Here is a 17,591-nt window from a genome sequence, read left to right on the forward strand (position 1 = left end):
CAAGAAGGCTCCGGCCAAGAAGGTCGTCGTCAAGAAGGCTCCGGCCAAGAAGGTCGTCGTCAAGAAGGCTCCGGCCAAGAAGGTCGTCGTCAAGAAGGCTCCGGCCAAGAAGGTCGTCGCCAAGAAGGTTCCGGCTGTCAAGAAGGCTGTCGTCAAGAAGGCTCCGGCCAAGAAGGCCGCTCCGGTCAAGCGGGGCCGGCGCTAAGCCGAATCCGTACTGAAGCGAATACGCCGCGGGCCCTTAGGGGTCCGCGGCGTATTCGTTACCGGGTCAGTAGGTCGGGGTCAGTAGTCGCTCGGTGTCTTGGCGAACGGACTCGGCAGATGGTCGGCGGCGATGAGCTGACCGTCGACCAGCGAGAGCACCCAGGTGCTGCCTTTTCGGTTGCGTGACTTGTCCGGCTTCACGCCGTCGCGCTCGCACCACCACTGAATCAGGTAGGGGATCACCCTGCCCTGGGAACAGACAGTGGGTACGCCGTCGGCCTCCGCGGCGATCTCGAGGATGCGCTTCTGAGCCGCTTCGGGATCGGCCGCGTAGGCCTCCTCGGTCAGCGTCGGCTCCACGGCGATCGGCACGTCGAGCTCGCGCGCCAGTGGCTCGATGGTCTGGACGCACCGGCTGCGGTCGGCGGCGTAGAGGGTCGACGCCCCGAACGCCAGCAGTTGGGGCACCAGCCATTTCGCCTGTGCCCTGCCCTTACGGTCCAGTGGCCGCTTGCGGTCGTCGCCGTGGTAGCGCGCTTTGCGGCCGGCGGTGGCGTGCCGGACGATCAGGACCGTCCGGGTAGCGGCCGGCTTCCTGGTGAAGCGGTTGGCCACCTTTCGGTCATAGGGGTAGGAGAGCCGTTTGATGGCTTCCTTGGCGGGCAGCCACAGCAGCTTGTCCACCTCTTTGCTCGGTTCGAACTCACCGCCGCAGGCCCGGGCCGCCCAGTAGTGGACGATCTTGGTGCCGACCGGGATCGGGTAGGTGACCCGGCACAGGTGACGACCCAGCTGTGCGCGCTGCCCCGTCTCCTCGAGAATCTCGCGTACCGCGGCGACCGGATCGGTCTCACCGGGGTCGATCTTGCCCTTCGGTAGGGACCAGTCGTCATAGCGTTGCCGGTGGATCACGGCGATCAGCGGTTCGCCGGACTCGCCCGGCCGCCACAACACCGCACCCGCCGCGAGCACCGAGATCGCTTCAACCAGTGTCTTCTTGGATGCCCCCATATCAACCCTGCCGATGCTTCTCCATCAGCCACACCTGATGGTCGCGTACTTCGCGATCGTCCTGTGGTGCAGCAGTCCAACTTCCGTCCGAACCAAGTTCCCAGCACCGAGTCCCCGGGTGCATGGCGGAATCGAACACCTCGTCGAGGTAGTCGGTGAGGCGGCGGTCCCTGACCTGAGCCATCACCTCCACCCGGCGGTCCAGATTTCGGTGCATCATGTCCGCGCTGCCGATCCAGAACTCGTCGATCGCACGGAAGTGCATCACCCGTGAATGTTCCAGGAACTGGCCGAGAATCGAGCGCACGGCGATGTTCTCCGAGAATCCCTCCACGCCGGGTTTCAGCGCGCAGATCCCACGCACCACCACATCGACGACGACCCCGGCCTGCGACGCCCGGTAGAGCCCGTCGATGATCTCCTCGTCGACGATCGCGTTGGCCTTCATCCGGATCCGCCCGTTGCCGGTGCGCTGATGCGCCGCGATCTCCTGCTCCATCCGCTCGAGGATCCCGGCGCGTATCCCGTGCGGAGCGACCAGCAGATTGCGGTAGCTCAGCTTTCGCGAATAGCCGGTCAACGAATTGAACAGGTCGGTGAGGTCCGCGCCGATCTCCGGCGACGCGGTCAACAGGCCGACATCCTCATACAGCCGGGCGGTTTTCGGGTTGTAGTTGCCGGTACCGATATGGCAGTAGCGGCGGATGGTCGAGCCCTCCCGGCGCACCACCAGACAGGTCTTGCAGTGCGTTTTCAAACCGACCAGGCCGTACACCACGTGGACGCCCGCGTCTTCGAGTGCGCGCGCCCACTTGATATTCGCCTGCTCATCGAACCGCGCTTTCAGTTCGACCAGCGCCACCACTTGCTTGCCCGCGTCGGCGGCCTCGATCAGTGCGTTGACGATCGGGGAGTCGCCGGAGGTGCGGTACAGGGTCTGCTTGATGGCCAACACATCCGGATCGGCGGCTGCCTGTTCGATGAATCGCTGAACACTGGTCGAGAACGACTCGTAGGGATGGTGCACCAGGATGTCGCCATCGCGCAGCGTGGCGAAAATGCTCTTGCCGGTCTCGGCGAACGCGGGGTGGGTCGCGGGCACGAAGGGCCGGTCCTTAAGGGCCGCGCGGTCCACGGCGTAGATCTGCCACAGCGCGGACAGGTCCAGCAGACCTGGCACCTGCACCACGTCGCCGGGGTGGACGTCGAGTTCTCGCAGCAGCAACTCCAGCATGTGCTCGGACATGTCGTCGGAGACTTCAAGGCGTACCGGCGGCCCGAATCGACGTCGCGCCAATTCCCGCTCCAGCGCCTGCAGCAAATCCTCGTCGCGGTCCTCGACGTCCATGTCGGCATTGCGGGTGATCCGGAAGGCGTGCTGCTCGACGATCTCCATGCCGGGGAAGAGCACGGGCAGGAACGCCGCGATGAAGTCCTCCATCGGCAGGAACCGCGCGGTGTTGTTCTCAGGATCGGTGTTCTTGAGCCGGACGAACCGGTCGACGTTGTCGGGCACCTTCACCCGGGCGAAGCGTTCCGCGCCGTCGCCGGGCGGGCGCACCGCGACCGCCAGGTTCAGGCTCAGGCCGCTGACGAACGGGAACGGGTGTGCGGGATCCACGGCCAGCGGCGTCAGGACCGGGAACACCTGCTCGGAGAAGTAGGCCGACAACTCGCTGCGCTCGGCATCGGTGAGATCCGCCCAGCTGACGATGTGGATGCCGTGTTCGGCCAAGGCCGGTTGCACCGATCCGAGGAACACCTGGGCATGCTTGATCGCCAGTTGCTGGGTGCGTTCGCCGATCACGCGCAATTGCTCGCGGGGGGAGAGTCCGTCGGCGGAGCGCACCGACAGTTGCATCTCGTCACGGCGCTTCAGGCCGGCAACCCGGACCATGTAGAACTCGTCGAGATTGGACGCGAAGATCGCCAGGAACTTCGCCCGTTCCAGCAGGGGCAGTGAGGTGTCGGCGGCCAGGGTCAGCACCCGGTTGTTGAAGTCCAGCCAGCTCAGTTCCCGGTTGAGGTAGCGATCCTCCGGCAGCGGGTGGTCCACCGGCGCGGGCATCGCGGCGGGCGGCGCGGCGGTAGCGGTGTCGCGGTTATGCCGGCCTTGTTCCGATGTGGGGGATTCGGTTTCCGCCTCGGTCATGGGGCCATCATTACTCATCAGAGGGCCGCCGTGGTCCGCTGCGGCCGAATCGGGAAACAGCTACCCCGGGGTCACCGGCTGTTAACCGCTGGTCAGCCGACGGCGGCGGCGGTGGCCGGACCCACGCCGAGCCGGCGCGCCTCGTCCAGGTCCGCGGGGGTGTCGATGTCGCACCGCAGACCCGGCCAGTCTCCGCGGAGTTCGACGGCGCCCGAGTCGCGGTGCCGGCGGGCCGAATGGGCCCCGAACAGCGGATCCAGCGGAACCCCGAACGCAAACAGTGCCGAGGTGCCGGTGCCTTGCCGATCCGCCACGAAGCAACGACCGAACTGTGCGCCGGCCTCCAGCGCGGCGCCGAGTTCGCTGGACCGCAGCGCCGGGAGATCACCTTGGAGCACAACGATATTCGGGTTTGCCGGCGACAGGGCGCGGCAGGCGGTCAGCAGGGCGTTGTTCAGTGGGTCGCCGTGACCGGGCGGCGTCGGATCGGCGACGACGCCGGCCCCCAGTACGCGGGCCGCCGCAGCCGCGATCTCGTCGGCCGTCACCACCGTGATCGACTCGACCCCGGGCGCCGCTCGGGCGGCGGCGATGGTGTCCATCAGCATGGCCAGCACGACCCGCTGACGGACTTCGACGTCGAACAGCGCCGAAAGCCGGCTCTTGGCGGAATCGAGGCGTTTGACCGCGATGATCAGCGCGACGCCCATGGCGGTCATCCTGCCAGCGCCTGACGTGATTATGTTGACAGGTGATCATGAGCGGCTCGCTGGGAACCGCGGCGGTGATGGGGGCCGGCGCATGGGGCACCGCCGTGGCCAAGGTGCTGGCCGACGCGGGTAACGACGTCAGGTTGTGGGCCCGCAGCCCGGAAGTCGCCGATGAGGTCAACGCCGACCACACCAACAGCCGGTATCTGTCGTCGATCGTCTTGCCCACGACGATCCGGGCCACCACCGACCCCGCCGAGGCGCTCGACGGGGTCACCACCGTGCTGCTCGGGGTCCCATCGCAGAGCCTGCGGGCCAACCTGGAGGGCTGGCGCGGACACATCGCCGACGGCGCTACCTTGGTCAGCCTGGCCAAAGGCATCGAACTGGGCACCCTCATGCGGATGAGCCAGGTCATCGTCGCCGTCACCGGTGTCGACGCCGGCCAGGTCGCTGTGGTGTCCGGGCCCAACCTGGCTGACGAGATCGCCGACGAACAGCCGGCGGCGACCGTGGTGGCCTGTTCGGACTCCGGTCGGGCGGTCGCGCTGCAGCGCGCGCTGAATACCGGCTATCTGCGGCCCTACACCAACTCCGACGTGGTGGGCACCGAGATCGGCGGGGCGTGCAAGAACGTCATCGCGCTGGCCTGCGGGATGGCCGCCGGCGTCGGGCTGGGGGAGAACACCGCCGCGGCCATCATCACCCGCGGGCTGGCCGAGATCATGCGGCTGGGCATCGCGCTGGGCGCCACGACCGCCACGCTGGCAGGCCTGGCCGGGGTGGGCGACCTGGTGGCCACGTGTACGTCGACGCATTCGCGCAACCGGACCTTCGGCCAACGTCTCGGCCGCGGGGAAACCCTGGCGGAAGCCCAACTCGCCACCCACGGCCACGTCGCCGAGGGTGTCACCTCCTGCGCCTCGATCCTGTCGTTGGCGTCCAGCTACGACGTCGAGATGCCCCTGACGGATGCGGTGTACCGGGTGTGCCACAAGGGGCTCTCGGTGGACGAAGCCGTCGTCCTGCTGCTGGGTCGCAGCACGAAACCGGAGTAGCCGATGAGCGCTTGCGCGAAGAGCAGAAGGCACCGATGAGCGCTTGCGCGAAGAGCAGAAGGCACCGATGAGCGGATACGGCGACTCCACCCGATCGGTCAAGGCGGCTGATTCCGAGGCGATCGCCGGCGAGCCGGTGGCGCATATCCCGGTGCCGGCGTCGGCCTTTCACCTGTCGGCCGACGAAGGCAGCGAGCCGCACTTCTACGGCCGCCATTCCAACCCAACCTGGACCCACCTCGAATCGGCGCTGGCTCAGTTGGAGGAGGCCGCCGCGGCGCTGTGCTTCGGTTCCGGGATGGCGGCGGTCACCGCCGCGCTGCGGGTGCTGGCCCGGCCGGGCCAGGTGCTGGTGGTACCCGCTGACGGCTACTACCAGGTTCGGCGCTATGCGGCGGAAAGTCTTGTTCCCCTGGGCATCACGGTGCGGGAGGTAAAGGCCGCGGAACTCTGCGATGCTGCGGCCGACGCCGACGTGGTGCTGGCCGAGACGCCGACGAATCCTGCCCTCGACGTCGTGGACCTGCACCGGCTGGCGATGATCTGCCACCGGCGCGGCGCCCGGCTGGTGGTCGACAACACCACCGCCACCCCGCTGGGTCAGCAGCCGCTGTCGCTGGGGGCCGATCTGGTGGTAGCCAGCGCCACCAAGTCGATCGCCGGGCACAGCGATCTGCTGGCCGGCTACGTCGCCGGCAGCCAACCGGATCTGATGGCGGCCGTCGAGCGGGAACGTCTGCTGGCCGGCCCCATCCTGGGCACGCTGGAAACCTGGTTGCTGCTGCGCAGTATCGGCAGCTTCGGGCTGCGCTTCGACCGGCAGTGCCAGAACGCTCTGGCGCTGGCCGCCGCGCTGCGCGGTCACCGGCGGGTGCGCTCGGTGCGCTACCCGGGCCTGCCGGAGGACCCGTCGCATCCGGTCGCGGTGGCCCAGATGCGTCGATTCGGCGGCTTGCTGTCTGTCGAACTGGAAAACGCCGACGCCGTCCATGCTCTGGTCCTGTCCAGCGATCTGCTGGTGGCGGCGACCAGTTTCGGCGGCATTCACACCTCGGTGGACCGCAGGGCGCGGCACGGCGACGCGGTACCGGACGGGTTCGCCCGGATCTCGGCGGGCATCGAAGATACCGATGACCTGGTCAGCGACGTGCTCGCCGCCCTGGATGCGGCGGGGCTGTAGCCTCTCTAGCTTGTGACCGACCGTTCCCGGATCCGCGTTGCCGTCGTCTATGGCGGCCGCAGCTCCGAGCATGCGATCTCCTGCGTGTCCGCCGGCAGCATCCTGCGCCATCTCGATCCGGAGCGATTCGACGTGGTTCCGGTCGGCATCGCCCGGGACGGCTCCTGGCTGCGCGCCGACGCCGACCCCGACCAGCTGGCCATCGCCAACGGGAAGCTACCGGAGGTGACCGGTACCGCCGAATCCGCGCTGGCGGATGTCGGGGAGATCCTGGCCGACGTGGACGTCGTGTTCCCGATTCTGCACGGACCGTACGGCGAGGACGGCACCATTCAGGGCCTGCTGGAAATGGCCGGCCTGCCCTACGTCGGTGCCGGTGTGCTGGCCAGCGCCGCCGGCATGGACAAGGAGTTCGCCAAAAAGCTGATGGCCGCCGAAGGACTTCCCATCGGCGACTACCTGGTGCTGCGTCCGCGCCAGGACAGTCCAGCCGCTGATGACATTGCCCGCCTTGGGTTCCCGATGTTCGTCAAACCGGCGCGCGGTGGATCGTCCATCGGTGTCAGCCGGGTCACCGAACCGGCCGGGCTGCCCGAGGCAATCGCCGAAGCGCGGCGCCACGACCCCAAGGTGATCATCGAGGCGGCCATCAACGGGCGCGAAGTGGAGTGCGGCGTCCTGGAATTCCCGGACGGCACCGTCAAAGCCAGCACTATCGGTGAGATCCGGGTGGCCGGCGTGGCGGGCCGCGAGGACGGCTTCTACGACTTCGAGACCAAGTACATCGACGACGCCGCCGAACTCGACGTCCCGGCCAAAGTCGACGACGACTCCGCGAAGCTGTTGCAAGAGTTGGCGATTCGGACCTTCGCCGCGCTGGACTGCCAAGGGCTGGCCCGGGTGGACTTCTTCCTGACCGAGGACGGCCCGGTGGTCAACGAGATCAACACCATGCCGGGCTTCACCACCATCTCGATGTATCCGCGGATGTGGGGTGCCAGCGGCGTGGACTACGAGACCCTGGTCGGAACCATGGTCGAGACCGCGCTGGCCCGGGGAACCGGCCTGCGCTGATCAGGGCCGGCCCGGCCTGATCGGGACGGCCGGCATGGTCTGTTCGACGACGTCGGACATCGTCTGGATCGGAGCCGGCCCGGACCCGCCGGGCAACGTCAACGCCAGGTAGACCGGCCGGTCGACGCACAACCAGGTGCTGCGGTCAGAGTCGGTGTCCTCCAGGCGGAACCACTGCACCTGGTTCACCAGCTGAATCGGTGCGCCGACGACGAACTCCGCCGGCCGGTCCAGCCCGCACCGCAGGATGACCGGTTCGCCGCCGGATTCGGAGCGCCATGCCGCGGTGGCGGCCGGGGTGGGTTCGGCGGTGGGTGCCCGCTGCAGATCGCCGAGCCGATCGGGCAGTGCCGCCGTCAGGGACCGGCACTCCGGCGATTCGGCCGCCGGCGCAGGCACGGCGGCGATCACCACCGGAGCTTGCGGGGTGCGCTGGGTGGCCGCCACCGCCAGCACCGCGCCGACGGCCAGCACAGCCAGCACCAGCGCGGCGATCATCAGGCCCCGGGGCGGGCCGTCGGGGTCCTGCTGCACGTCACCCGCCTCAGTCTGTCGCACCTACACTGACGGCTCAACGTACCGCGGGGGAAAGAGGTGATCGTGTCGGACTCGGCTCAACGTCGCGCCGAACCTACCTTGCGTGAGGTCGGTGAGTTCGCGGTGATCGACGGCCTGGTCCGAGGGCGACCTCAGTCGGCCGGGGTGAGCGTCGGTCCGGGTGACGATGCCGCCGTCATCGACGCGCCGGACGGACGCGTGGCGGTCAGCACCGACATGCTCGTCGAGGGCAGACACTTCCGGTTGGACTGGTCGTCGCCGTACGAGGTCGGCCGCAAAGCCGTGGCGCAGAACGCCGCCGACATCGAGTCGATGGGTGCGGCGGTCAGCGGCCTGGTGGTCGCATTCGGGGCGCCGCGCGACACCCCGGCCGCCCGGGTCGCCGAACTCGCCGACGGCATGTGGGCCGAGGCCGGGCGGTTCGGGGCGGGCATCGTGGGCGGTGATCTGGTGGCCAGCCCGCAGTGGGTGGTCTCAGTGACCGCACTCGGCGACCTCGGCGGCCGGGCACCCGTGCTGCGCAGTGGCGCCCGGCCCGGCTCGGTAGTGGCCCTAGCCGGCGAATTGGGCCGGTCGGCCGCCGGATTGGTGTTGCTGAACAACGGGATCGGTGGATTCGACGATCTGCGTGAGCGGCACCGGGTGCCCCGGCCGCCGTACGGGCAGGGCCGCGCGGCCGCCGAAGCCGGGGCGCAGGCGATGACCGACGTTTCCGACGGCCTGCTCGCCGACCTGGGACATGTCGCGACGGCATCCGGGGTAGTGATCGACCTGCTCGGTGCGGTGCTGCGGGAGGACGTCGAGGTGGTGACTGCGGCGGCGCAGGCAGCGGGGGTGGACCCGTGGTCGCTGGTGCTCGGCGGCGGAGAGGACCACGCTCTGGTGGCGTGCTTCCCGGACTATCCGCCGCACGGCTGGCGGGTTATCGGCGCCGTGCGTGCCGGGCCGCCCGAGGTCCTGCTCGACGGAAAGCGTTGGGCCGGCACAGCGGGATGGCAGTCGTACGACTGAAGCAGGAGCTGGCGGGCGACTGAAGCTGTCAGCCGCTGGCGCCGTCGGCTCCGGTGGTGCCGTCATTGGGGATGACGAACAGATACCTACCTGGACCGGCCTGTCCGCCGGTCCCGCCGGGGAAACCGTTGCCCCCGTTGCCGCCGTCGCCGCCGCGGCCGAAGGCGATGCCGCCCTGACCGCCGTTGCCGCCGCCCCCGCCGGGGCCGGTCAGCAGCGCACGACCGCCGTTGCCGCCGTTGCCGCCGTTGCCGAACAACAGTGCGGCTGTGCCGCCCGTGCCTCCGGCGCCGCCGGCGGTGCCGCCGTTCGCGCCGCGCCCGGCGTTGCCGCCAGCGCCGATCACGGCCAAAAAGCCGGCGTCGCCGCCATTTCCGCCCCGGCCGCCGCTGCCCGCCAGCGTGCCGCCCAGGCCACCGACGCCGCCGTCGCCGCCACCGCCGGACAGCGAGAACCATCCGCCGGCCGCCCCGTTGCCGCCCTCGCCGCCGTCACCGACCGGGCCGGTCACTTTGCCTCCGCTGCCGCCGATTCCACCGCTGCCGATGAAAGCCGCAGTCCGGCCGCCGGGCCCGCCGTCACCGCCGCCGGCGTCGCCTACCCCACCCCAGCCTCCGAAGCCGCCTTCGGCGGTCAGAGCGAGCCAGCCGGCGTTGCCCCCGGCGCCGCCGTCGCCGCCGACACCGCCGACACCGGTGGCATGTCCGCCATTACCGCCGATTCCGCCGAAGGACATGACAGACATGATCCCGGCATCACCGCCGCGACCGCCCTGTCCGCCGACGCCATCGGCGCCGGTGGCTCTGCCGCCGTCGCCGCCCCAGCCGCCGAGCCCGAAGAACAGGAACAGCGCGGAGTCGCCGCCCGCGCCACCTGGGCCGCCGATCCCTGCTATGCCCCCGGCCTCGCCGCCGTTGCCGCCGTTTCCGGCGCCGCCGATGAGGTCGAGGATGCCGCCGTCGGCGAAGATGTTGAGAAACCCTGGGCTGCCGCCCTTCCCGCCGGCGCCCCCGACGGCCCCGTCAGCGCTGGCCGAGCCGCCGTTGCCGCCGTCGCCGGGATTGCCCCTCAGCATCGGGCCGCGGCCGCCGTCGCCGCCGGCTCCGCCCCCTGCGGTGCCTGCGCCACCTTTGCCACCGAAGCCGGCGTTGCCCTGCAGCGAGAACAGGCCGGCGTTGCCGCCGGCGCCACCGGCGCCGCCGACACCCGACTGCGCGGCACCGTCGCCGCCGTTGCCGCCGTTGCCCCAGAACAGGCCGCCGCCTCCGCCGGCTCCGCCGGCGCCCGCGTTGATCCCGGCCGCACCCGCGCCTCCGTTGCCGCCGCTACCGATCAATCCCGCCGAGCCGCCCTTGCCGCCGCTGAAACCGCTACCGCCCGAACCGAAGAGCGCGCCGCCCCGACCGCCGTTGCAGGCACCGTTGACGCACGCACCCTCGTAGCCGGTGTAGCTGTAGCCGTCGCCGGTGAGCAGGCCGGCGTCGGGATTGTCCGCGGTGCCGTTGCCCACGAAGACCCTGACGAAATCGCCAATCGGATCTGCCGTGGCAGCCGACTGGGGTCGGGTGGGCGTTGGCGCCGGATTGGTCCACGGTGCCGTCGGCGTTGATGCCGCGGGGCCGGGGACCGCTGTGACCACCGGATCGGTAAGAGCTTCCGGTGATGCCGCTGCGTCGTCACGGCGTTCCCGACTGGCGGCCGACCGCCCAGTAGTGAGGCCGTCCGGGGCTTCTGTGACATCGCTGCCGTTCTCGGCGCCCTGACCCCGCCGCGGTCCGGCATCGGGCCTGTTTCGCGGTGCGCTGCGGGTACCGGGGTTGGCCCCGGAATGGGCCCCGGTGTCGTGGGTACCAGAGTTCCGGGAGCTGGCCGCGCCGGCCGAGTCAGCGGTATCGGCACTTGCCGGGGGCATCGCGGCGATCGTCCCGCCAACGACCGCCGCGACGGCGAAAAATGTCTGTCCAGCCTTCATGTCGTCAACTTCTCTATCGAGCGCTCAAGCGCGTGGAGGAGGTTTCAGCGAACATACCTGGGGATGTTTCCGGTCGGCAGTCCCCAAACCCGTCGGGGCTGGTTGCACTGGTCGGCTCGCCGGCGCCGGCCAATATTAGGATTCGCCGTATGCGGCGCGGGTTGGCGGTGGTCGGAGTGACGGCACTGGTTCTGGCTGGTTGTGCGCGCTCGGGTTCGCCGCAGCCGGCGCCGGCGGCCACCACCGACCCTGCTACCTCGACCTCCCAGGCCGCCTCGACCACCCAGTCCGCCTCGACCGCGTCGACCCGCCCGTCGAGCACCGTGACCACTGCCGATACCGCGCCGGATGCCGATGGTTACGTCTTCCCGTATCAACCGCTGTGGCCTTTCGCCGAACGCGCGGAGGCCGATCGGTGGCTCGCCGAGGGCAGGCGCACCGGGGATTCGCTCTGGCATGCCGATCCGCGGGCGACGGCGTTGACGTTCACCCGGGAGTTCCTCGGCTTCACCGACCTCGACCGCACCATCGCGGTCACCGAGCAACCGCGGGAGGCTTGGGTCGGTGTCGGCCGGGCCGACCCCAGGGGCAACTCCATGACGGTGGCGAATCTGCACCTAGCCCGGTTGGGTCCGGCGGCCGATGCTCCGTGGGAAGTCGTCGGCACCGAAGACACCGATCTGACCCTCGATCGGCCCGCGTACGGAAGCCCGGTGCAGCCGGTGATCGAGGTGGGCGGCACCATCAGCGGGGTCGACGAGAGTCTGCACATCCAGGCCCGGCAGGCATCGTCGATGGTGGGGGAGTTCTGCTGCGTGCCCGCCGGCGGACAGCGGGCGCCGTGGTCGGCCACCCTGTCGATAGCGGCAACCAAGCCCGGCGCAGTCACCGTCGTGGTGTCCACCGGAGGGCACTACGCCCGGATCGAACGGTTCGCGATCACCGCACTACGGGCCGACTGAAAACCGTGACCTCGCGCCCTCTGGCGGAACTCGTCGATCCCGGCTGGGCTGCGGCCCTGGCACCGGTGGATGATCAAATCACCCGGATGGGCGATTACCTGCGCGCCGAGATCGCGAACGGACAGCGGTATCTTCCGGCCGGACCGAATGTGTTGCGCGCGTTCACCTATCCGTTCGGCGCCGTCCGCGTCCTGATCGTGGGCCAGGACCCGTACCCGACGCCCGGTCACGCGGTCGGTCTGAGCTTCTCGGTGGCCCCGGAGGTGCGGCCGCTGCCGCGCAGCCTGGCCAACATCTTCACCGAATACAGCGCCGACCTGGGCTACCCGCAACCGGCGAACGGCGACTTGACGGCGTGGGCGCAGCGCGGGGTGATGCTGCTCAACAGGGTGCTCACCGTCCGGCCGGGCAGCCCGGCATCACACCGGGGAAAGGGCTGGGAGGCGGTCACCGAGTGCGCCATCCGAGCGCTGGTCGCCCGCGATCAGCCGATGGTCGCGATCCTGTGGGGCCGCGACGCCGGAACGCTCACACCGATGCTGCGCGGCGGCCACTGCTCGGTGATCGAGTCGGCGCACCCCTCACCGCTGTCGGCGAGTCGGGGATTCTTCGGGTCGCGGCCGTTCAGCCGCGCTAATGAACTACTGACCGGGCGCGGCGCTGATCCGGTCGACTGGCGCCTGGCCTGAGGGCATCAGAGCTTTCTCAGCCCCGGACGATCTTCCCAGCCTTGAGGCACGAGGTGCAGACGTTCACGCGCTGCTTATTGCCGCCCGGGCGGCTCGCGGCGTGCACGGTCTGGATGTTCGGGTTCCACCGGCGGTTGGTCCGGCGGTGCGAGTGGGACACCGACTTGCCGAAGCCGGGGCCTTTTCCGCAGATGTCGCAGACGGCAGCCATGTCACAAACTCCTCAAGTCTTAACAGTGGGTCTCGGGCGGTTTTCGCGCTGAACAGCGCGCGACGCCCACGCGGTTCACCCGGTTGGAAGCAGAATACCGGCGCGGCGAACGAACACCAAAATGGGTCGCTCATGCGTCACCGCCGTGTGTAGAGGACACGGCGCGCCGGCCGATCTGATTAGGCTGACGCCGACGACGGGATCGGAGGTGTGGATGCCTGACCGGCGGCTGGACGCGTCCGCCCTGCGGGACTGGGCGCACACCTGCGTCGGGAACCTGATCAGGCACACCGACGAGATCAACGGGCTGAATGTCTTCCCCGTCGCTGACGCCGACACCGGCACGAACATGCTGTTCACCCTGCGTGCCGCACTCGCCGAGGCCGACCCGCTTGCCCGGTCCGGCGATGTCGCCGCCGTGGCCGCCGCGCTGTCGCGCGGAGCCCTCAACGGGGCACGGGGCAACTCCGGGGTGATCGTGTCGCAGATCCTGCGCGCGGTGTCGGAGGTGGCCGCCGAGGCGGCGCGGGACCGCGACATCGCCGACCTCGACGCCGCCCTGCTGGGCGCGGCGCTGCGACACGCCCTGGTGCTGGTGATCTCCGCGATGGGCGGTGAGGCGGTGCCCGGCACCGTGGTGTCGGTGCTGCAGGCCGCCGCTGCCGCGATCGAGACGCTCCTCGGGGATCGGCCGGCGCTGGCGCAGGCACTGGTCGCCGCCGCCGAGGCCGCGGCCGAGGCGCTGGAACGCACTCCCGAACAGTTGGCCGTCCTCGCCGAAGCCGGGGTGGTCGACGCCGGCGGTCGCGGACTGCTGGTGCTGCTCGACGCCCTGACCATGACCATCACCGGCCACGCGCCGGTCCGTCGCGCCTATCTGCCGGCCGCGCCCGCCGCCCGCCACGAGGTCACCGAGGCGCCGACGCCGCAGTTCGAGGTCATGTACCTGGTCGGAGGATGTAACGACAACGGCCTCAAAGACCTGCGTACCGCGCTGGACGCCCTCGGCGACTCGGTGGCTCTGGCCGCCGCCGCCGAGGACCGGCACTCCGTGCACGTCCACACCGACGACGCCGGCGCCGCGGTCGAGGCCGGCCTGGCCGTCGGGGCGGTCAGCCGGATCCGGATCTCCGCCCTGGACACCGGGCGGGTGGCCCCGGGCGGTTGGAGCCGGCAGCGCGCGGTGCTGGCCCTGGTCGACGGGGACGGCGCCGAACAGCTTTTCCGCGACGAGGGGGCCTGCGTGCAGCGCCCGGACGCCGAGTTGGTGGACCCGGACAACGGGGTCAGCGCGGAGGAGTTGCTGCGGGCGCTGGTGGACACCGGCGCCGCCCAGGTGATGGTGCTGCCCAACGGGTACGTCGCTGCCGAGGATCTGGTGGCCGGCTGCACCGCCGCCATCGGGTGGGGAATCGACGTCGTCCCGCTGCCGTGCGGATCGATGGTCCAGGGCCTGGCCGCGCTGGCCGTCCACGACCAGACCCGCCAGGCGGTCGACGACGGCTACACCATGGCCCGGGCCGCCGCTGGGGCCCGGCACGGGTCGGTGCGGATCGCCACCGAGCAGGCGCTGACGTGGGCCGGGGCCTGCCTCCCCGGCGACGGCCTCGGCATCTCCGGCGACGAAGTCGTGGTTGTCGACCCCGATCCGGTCGCCGCCGCCGCCCGGCTGATCGACCTGCTGCTGGGATCCGGCGGCGAACTGGTCACCGTGCTGATCGGGCAGGGCGTCGGCCGTTCCGCCGACGCGGTGACCGACAGGCTCGCCGCCCACGTGCATCGACGGCACCCGGGAACCGAGTTCACCAGCTACCGAACCGGTCACCGCGGCGACCTCCTGCTGATCGGGGTCGAGTAATCCGTGAAATCGTCCCGAGTGTCGCTGGCCGAGCGGCTTGACTCCGTCCTGGGCGCCAAGGCCGCCCAGGCGCTAGACGAGGTTTTCGGCATCCAGACCGTCGACGATCTGCTGCGGCACTATCCCCGCAAGTACAGCCACGGGATGACGGTGCGCGGGGAGGGCCGCGGGGAGGACGAAGAGCCACCGCAGGAGGGTGAGCACATCACCGTCGTCGGCGAGATCGAGAAAGCCGACGTGCGCTGGACCAACCGGCAGCCGCGGCGCGAATACCTGGTGATCACATTGAAAAACCGGCGGCCCAAAGTCACCGCGACGTTCTTCAACGCCCGATTCCTCAAGTCGGGGCTGGTTCCGGGAACCAGGCTGATGCTGTCCGGGGAGGTCGGTTTCTTCAAGGGCACCATGCAGTTGACCCACCCGGATTTCCTGGTGCTGGACGGCAAGCGGTTCGGATCCAAGTCGCTGAAGACCATTGCCGACGCCGCCGAGGACCAGGCCGGGGGTGTCGACATGTCGGCCTTCGAACGCGACTTCTTCCCGATCTACCAGGCCAGCGCGAAACTGCAGAGCTGGGATATCTACGCCTGTGTGCGCCAGGTGCTCGACGTGCTGGATCCGATACCCGAGCCGTTGCCGGAACAGGTTGTGCACCAACGTGATCTGGTCAGTGAGGACAACGCGCTGCGGGCCATCCATCTGGCTGAGAACGAGGTCGAGCGGGAGCGGGCCCGGCAGCGCCTGACCTTCGACGAGGCCGTGGGTCTGCAATGGGCACTGGCGCAGCGCCGGCACGGCGACCTGCCCGGCTCCGGTCCGGCCGCCCCACTGGTCGCCGACGGTCTGGCCGCCGCCCTGAAAGCGCGGCTGCCCTTCCAGCTGACCGCCGGTCAGCAGGAAGTGCTCGAGGTCATCGCCGCCGACCTGGCCGCCACCACGCCGATGCACCGGCTGCTGCAGGGCGAGGTCGGCTCCGGCAAGACGATCGTCTCGGTGCTGGCGATGCTGCAGATGGTCGACGCCGGCTACCAGTGCGCGCTGCTGGCACCCACCGAAGTCCTTGCGGCCCAACATGCCCGCTCGATCCGCGACGTTCTTGGCCCGCTGGCTATGGCCGGTCAACTCGGCGGCGACGAGCGTGCCACCGGCGTCACCCTGCTGACCGGTTCGATGTCGGCGGCCCAGAAACGTCAGGTGCGCGACGAGGTCGCCTCCGGTTCGGCCGGCATCGTGATCGGCACCCACGCGCTGTTGCAGGAGGCGGTCGAGTTTCACCGGCTGGGTCTGGTGGTGGTCGACGAGCAGCACCGGTTCGGAGTCGAGCAGCGAGATCGGCTGCGCGCCAAGGCTCCTGCGGGTTTGACGCCGCATCTGCTGGTGATGACCGCCACCCCGATTCCACGGACGGTGGCGTTGACGGTGTTCGGCGACCTGGAGACCTCGACGTTGCGCGAGCTTCCGCGCGGACGTCAGCCCATCACCACCAACACCATCTTCGTCAGCGAGAGGCCGCAGTGGCTGGCGCGCGCCTGGCAGCGCATCACCGAGGAAGTGGGGAACGGGCGTCAGGCCTACGTTGTGGCATCCCGCATCGACGAGAGCGACAAGCCGGCCACCGAGCAGAACGGGCCGCCGCCGATCACCGTCGTCGCCCTCTTCGAGCAGTTGCGCACCGGCCCGCTCGCCGGGTTGCGACTGGGGCTGATGCATGGCCGGTTGTCGGCGGACGAGAAGGACGCCGTGATGGCCGCGTTCCGGGCCGGTGAGATCGATGTACTGGTCTGCACCACCGTCATCGAGGTGGGTGTCGACGTGCCCAACGCCACCGTCATGGCCGTGATGGACGCCGACCGGTTCGGTATTAGCCAGCTGCACCAGCTGCGCGGGCGCATCGGCCGCGGCGCCCACCCCAGCCTGTGCCTGCTGGCTACCCGGCTGCCCCGCCATTCCCGGGCCGGTGAGCGGCTGGAGGCGGTGGCGGCCACGCTGGACGGCTTCGCGCTGGCCGATCTGGATCTGCAGGAGCGCCGTGAGGGGGATGTCCTGGGTGACAACCAATCCGGACGTCCGACCCGGCTGCGGTTCCTGTCGCTGGCCGAGCATCTCGACCTGATCGTCGAGGCCCGGGAGCTCTGCGAATCGGTGTACGCAGCAGATCCAGACAACTCCGGGATGGCGGTTCTCGCGGGCCAGTTCACCGGTACCGACCGCATCGACTACCTGCACAAGGCATGAAGCGCGGCACACTGCTCTGGCTGGCGGCGGCGGCGCTGATCGCCGTGCTCGTCGCCGCCCAGACGCTGGCCGCGGCTGCGCGGTCCGGAGACGCCGCGGCCGCTCAGGCGCCGGTCCTGCAGCCGGGAGTCGACGTGCTCGCCGGGCTCACCGTCGTCCCTCGGCGCATCCGTTCAAACGATTACCGCAGGACGGCTTTCGGCGATTCGTGGGATGACGAGAACGGGGCCCCCGGCGGAGGGAACGGCTGCGACACTCGCGATGACATTCTCACTCGCGACCTGGTGGAGAAGACCTTCGTCCACACCAGCCGCTGCCCCCAGGCCGTCGCCAGCGGGACTCTGCGCGACCCCTACACGAACGCCACCGTGTCCTTTGTGCGCGGCAACCAGGTCGGTGCGTCGGTGCAGATCGACCACATCGTGCCGCTGGCATTCGCCTGGGATATGGGTGCGCGGGACTGGAGCGATGCGCTGCGCAAGCGCTTCGCCAACGACCCGGCCAATCTGCTGGCGGTCGCGGGCAAGGCCAACCAGGACAAGGGCGATCTGCCACCGGGGGAGTGGATGCCGCCCAATGCCGGGTTCTGGTGCCAGTACGCACTGCAGTTCGCGGAGGTGGCGCGCGGTTACCGGCTTGCGGTGGACGAGACCTCGGCCCGGGAATTGACGAACGCGGCGGCCAGCTGCCCGAGCAGCTGACC

General features: G+C 69.8%; 16 protein-coding genes. 10 read left to right on the forward strand and 6 right to left on the reverse strand.

Annotated features, from left to right (window positions below; all coding sequences use genetic code 11):
- Positions 1-205: hypothetical protein (locus ADBZ6I_RS03890; protein ID WP_526381055.1), on the forward strand; the 205-nt coding region annotated here is incomplete at its 5' end.
- Between the two features lie 80 nt (positions 206-285).
- On the opposite strand, the gene mutT1 is transcribed toward ADBZ6I_RS03890, so the two are convergent.
- The 3 genes from mutT1 to cofC all read right to left on the reverse strand — a co-directional run bounded on the left by mutT1 (position 286) and on the right by cofC (position 4,089).
- On the reverse strand, positions 286-1,218 hold the full coding sequence (gene mutT1 / locus ADBZ6I_RS03895; RefSeq protein WP_526381057.1) for an 8-oxo-(d)GTP phosphatase MutT1: 933 nt from the start codon (positions 1,216-1,218) through the stop codon (positions 286-288).
- A 1-nt stretch (position 1,219) separates the two neighbouring features.
- Positions 1,220-3,391: an RNA degradosome polyphosphate kinase gene (locus tag ADBZ6I_RS03900; protein ID WP_526381109.1), complete on the reverse strand. Its 2,172-nt coding sequence runs from the start codon at positions 3,389-3,391 to the stop codon at positions 1,220-1,222.
- A 71-nt stretch (positions 3,392-3,462) separates the two neighbouring features.
- Positions 3,463-4,089, reverse strand: coding sequence for a 2-phospho-L-lactate guanylyltransferase (cofC, locus tag ADBZ6I_RS03905; protein WP_526381059.1), 627 nt, complete (start codon positions 4,087-4,089; stop codon positions 3,463-3,465).
- 38 nt (positions 4,090-4,127) lie between these two features.
- Here cofC and ADBZ6I_RS03910 point away from each other — a divergent pair, with 38 nt between their 5' ends.
- The 3 genes from ADBZ6I_RS03910 to ADBZ6I_RS03920 all read left to right on the forward strand — a co-directional run bounded on the left by ADBZ6I_RS03910 (position 4,128) and on the right by ADBZ6I_RS03920 (position 7,392).
- Positions 4,128-5,138, forward strand: a complete 1,011-nt coding sequence (locus ADBZ6I_RS03910) for an NAD(P)H-dependent glycerol-3-phosphate dehydrogenase (RefSeq protein ID WP_526381061.1) — start codon at positions 4,128-4,130, stop codon at positions 5,136-5,138.
- A 67-nt stretch (positions 5,139-5,205) separates the two neighbouring features.
- Positions 5,206-6,318, forward strand: a complete 1,113-nt coding sequence (locus tag ADBZ6I_RS03915) for a cystathionine gamma-lyase (RefSeq protein WP_526381063.1) — start codon at positions 5,206-5,208, stop codon at positions 6,316-6,318.
- A gap of 12 nt (positions 6,319-6,330) precedes the next feature.
- Complete coding sequence (locus tag ADBZ6I_RS03920) at positions 6,331-7,392, forward strand: D-alanine--D-alanine ligase family protein (protein WP_526381065.1); 1,062 nt, start codon at positions 6,331-6,333, stop codon at positions 7,390-7,392.
- Here the strand turns inward: ADBZ6I_RS03920 and ADBZ6I_RS03925 are convergent, their stop codons facing one another.
- Positions 7,393-7,890 carry a DUF3515 family protein gene (locus tag ADBZ6I_RS03925; protein ID WP_526381111.1) on the reverse strand — a complete coding sequence of 166 codons (498 nt, stop codon included), beginning with the start codon at positions 7,888-7,890 and terminating at the stop codon, positions 7,393-7,395. It abuts the gene before it with no gap.
- A 102-nt stretch (positions 7,891-7,992) separates the two neighbouring features.
- Between ADBZ6I_RS03925 and ADBZ6I_RS03930 the strand changes: the two genes are divergently transcribed.
- Positions 7,993-8,961 carry a thiamine-phosphate kinase gene (locus ADBZ6I_RS03930; protein WP_526381067.1) on the forward strand — a complete coding sequence of 323 codons (969 nt, stop codon included), beginning with the start codon at positions 7,993-7,995 and terminating at the stop codon, positions 8,959-8,961.
- A 28-nt stretch (positions 8,962-8,989) separates the two neighbouring features.
- Here the strand turns inward: ADBZ6I_RS03930 and ADBZ6I_RS03935 are convergent, their stop codons facing one another.
- A complete protein-coding gene (locus tag ADBZ6I_RS03935; protein WP_526381069.1) occupies positions 8,990-10,471 on the reverse strand; it encodes a PE family protein in 1,482 nt (493 codons plus the stop codon).
- A gap of 611 nt (positions 10,472-11,082) precedes the next feature.
- Between ADBZ6I_RS03935 and ADBZ6I_RS03940 the strand changes: the two genes are divergently transcribed.
- Both ADBZ6I_RS03940 and ADBZ6I_RS03945 read left to right on the forward strand, forming a co-directional pair.
- Positions 11,083-11,895 (forward strand): hypothetical protein, encoded by an 813-nt coding sequence (locus ADBZ6I_RS03940; RefSeq protein WP_526381071.1) that lies wholly within the window; start codon positions 11,083-11,085, stop codon positions 11,893-11,895.
- Between the two features lie 5 nt (positions 11,896-11,900).
- Entirely contained in the window at positions 11,901-12,584 is a 684-nt protein-coding gene (locus ADBZ6I_RS03945) for a uracil-DNA glycosylase (protein WP_526381073.1), read from the forward strand.
- A 16-nt stretch (positions 12,585-12,600) separates the two neighbouring features.
- On the opposite strand, the gene rpmB is transcribed toward ADBZ6I_RS03945, so the two are convergent.
- Positions 12,601-12,795 carry a 50S ribosomal protein L28 gene (gene rpmB / locus ADBZ6I_RS03950; RefSeq protein ID WP_313674964.1) on the reverse strand — a complete coding sequence of 65 codons (195 nt, stop codon included), beginning with the start codon at positions 12,793-12,795 and terminating at the stop codon, positions 12,601-12,603.
- Between the two features lie 214 nt (positions 12,796-13,009).
- On the opposite strand from rpmB, the gene fakA reads away from it, so the two are divergent.
- Genes fakA through ADBZ6I_RS03965 form a run of 3 tightly spaced genes read left to right on the forward strand, consistent with a single transcriptional unit; the run spans position 13,010 to position 17,589 of the window.
- Entirely contained in the window at positions 13,010-14,653 is a 1,644-nt protein-coding gene (gene fakA, locus ADBZ6I_RS03955) for a fatty acid kinase ATP-binding subunit FakA (RefSeq protein ID WP_526381075.1), read from the forward strand.
- A gap of 3 nt (positions 14,654-14,656) precedes the next feature.
- A complete protein-coding gene (gene recG, locus ADBZ6I_RS03960; protein ID WP_526381077.1) occupies positions 14,657-16,888 on the forward strand; it encodes an ATP-dependent DNA helicase RecG in 2,232 nt (743 codons plus the stop codon).
- Positions 16,885-17,589 (forward strand): GmrSD restriction endonuclease domain-containing protein, encoded by a 705-nt coding sequence (locus tag ADBZ6I_RS03965; RefSeq protein ID WP_526381079.1) that lies wholly within the window; start codon positions 16,885-16,887, stop codon positions 17,587-17,589. The genes recG and ADBZ6I_RS03965 overlap by 4 nt, the downstream gene beginning before the upstream one ends.
- Positions 17,590-17,591: the final 2 nt, after the last annotated feature.

This window comes from Mycobacterium sp. (assembly GCF_044342925.1).
Lineage (GTDB): Bacteria > Actinomycetota > Actinomycetes > Mycobacteriales > Mycobacteriaceae > Mycobacterium.

Excerpts from the sequence above, each read along its gene's own strand:
- mutT1 (WP_526381057.1), bottom strand. The coding sequence starts at position 1,218 with ATGGGGGCATCCAAGAAGACACTGGTTGAAGCGATCTCGGTGCTCGCG.
- cofC (WP_526381059.1), bottom strand. The coding sequence starts at position 4,089 with ATGACCGCCATGGGCGTCGCGCTGATCATCGCGGTCAAACGCCTCGAT.
- ADBZ6I_RS03910 (WP_526381061.1), top strand. The coding sequence starts at position 4,128 with ATGAGCGGCTCGCTGGGAACCGCGGCGGTGATGGGGGCCGGCGCATGG.
- ADBZ6I_RS03915 (WP_526381063.1), top strand. The coding sequence starts at position 5,206 with ATGAGCGGATACGGCGACTCCACCCGATCGGTCAAGGCGGCTGATTCC.
- ADBZ6I_RS03925 (WP_526381111.1), bottom strand. The coding sequence starts at position 7,890 with ATGATCGCCGCGCTGGTGCTGGCTGTGCTGGCCGTCGGCGCGGTGCTG.
- ADBZ6I_RS03940 (WP_526381071.1), top strand. The coding sequence starts at position 11,083 with ATGCGGCGCGGGTTGGCGGTGGTCGGAGTGACGGCACTGGTTCTGGCT.
- rpmB (WP_313674964.1), bottom strand. The coding sequence starts at position 12,795 with ATGGCTGCCGTCTGCGACATCTGCGGAAAAGGCCCCGGCTTCGGCAAG.
- fakA (WP_526381075.1), top strand. The coding sequence starts at position 13,010 with ATGCCTGACCGGCGGCTGGACGCGTCCGCCCTGCGGGACTGGGCGCAC.
- ADBZ6I_RS03965 (WP_526381079.1), top strand. The coding sequence starts at position 16,885 with ATGAAGCGCGGCACACTGCTCTGGCTGGCGGCGGCGGCGCTGATCGCC.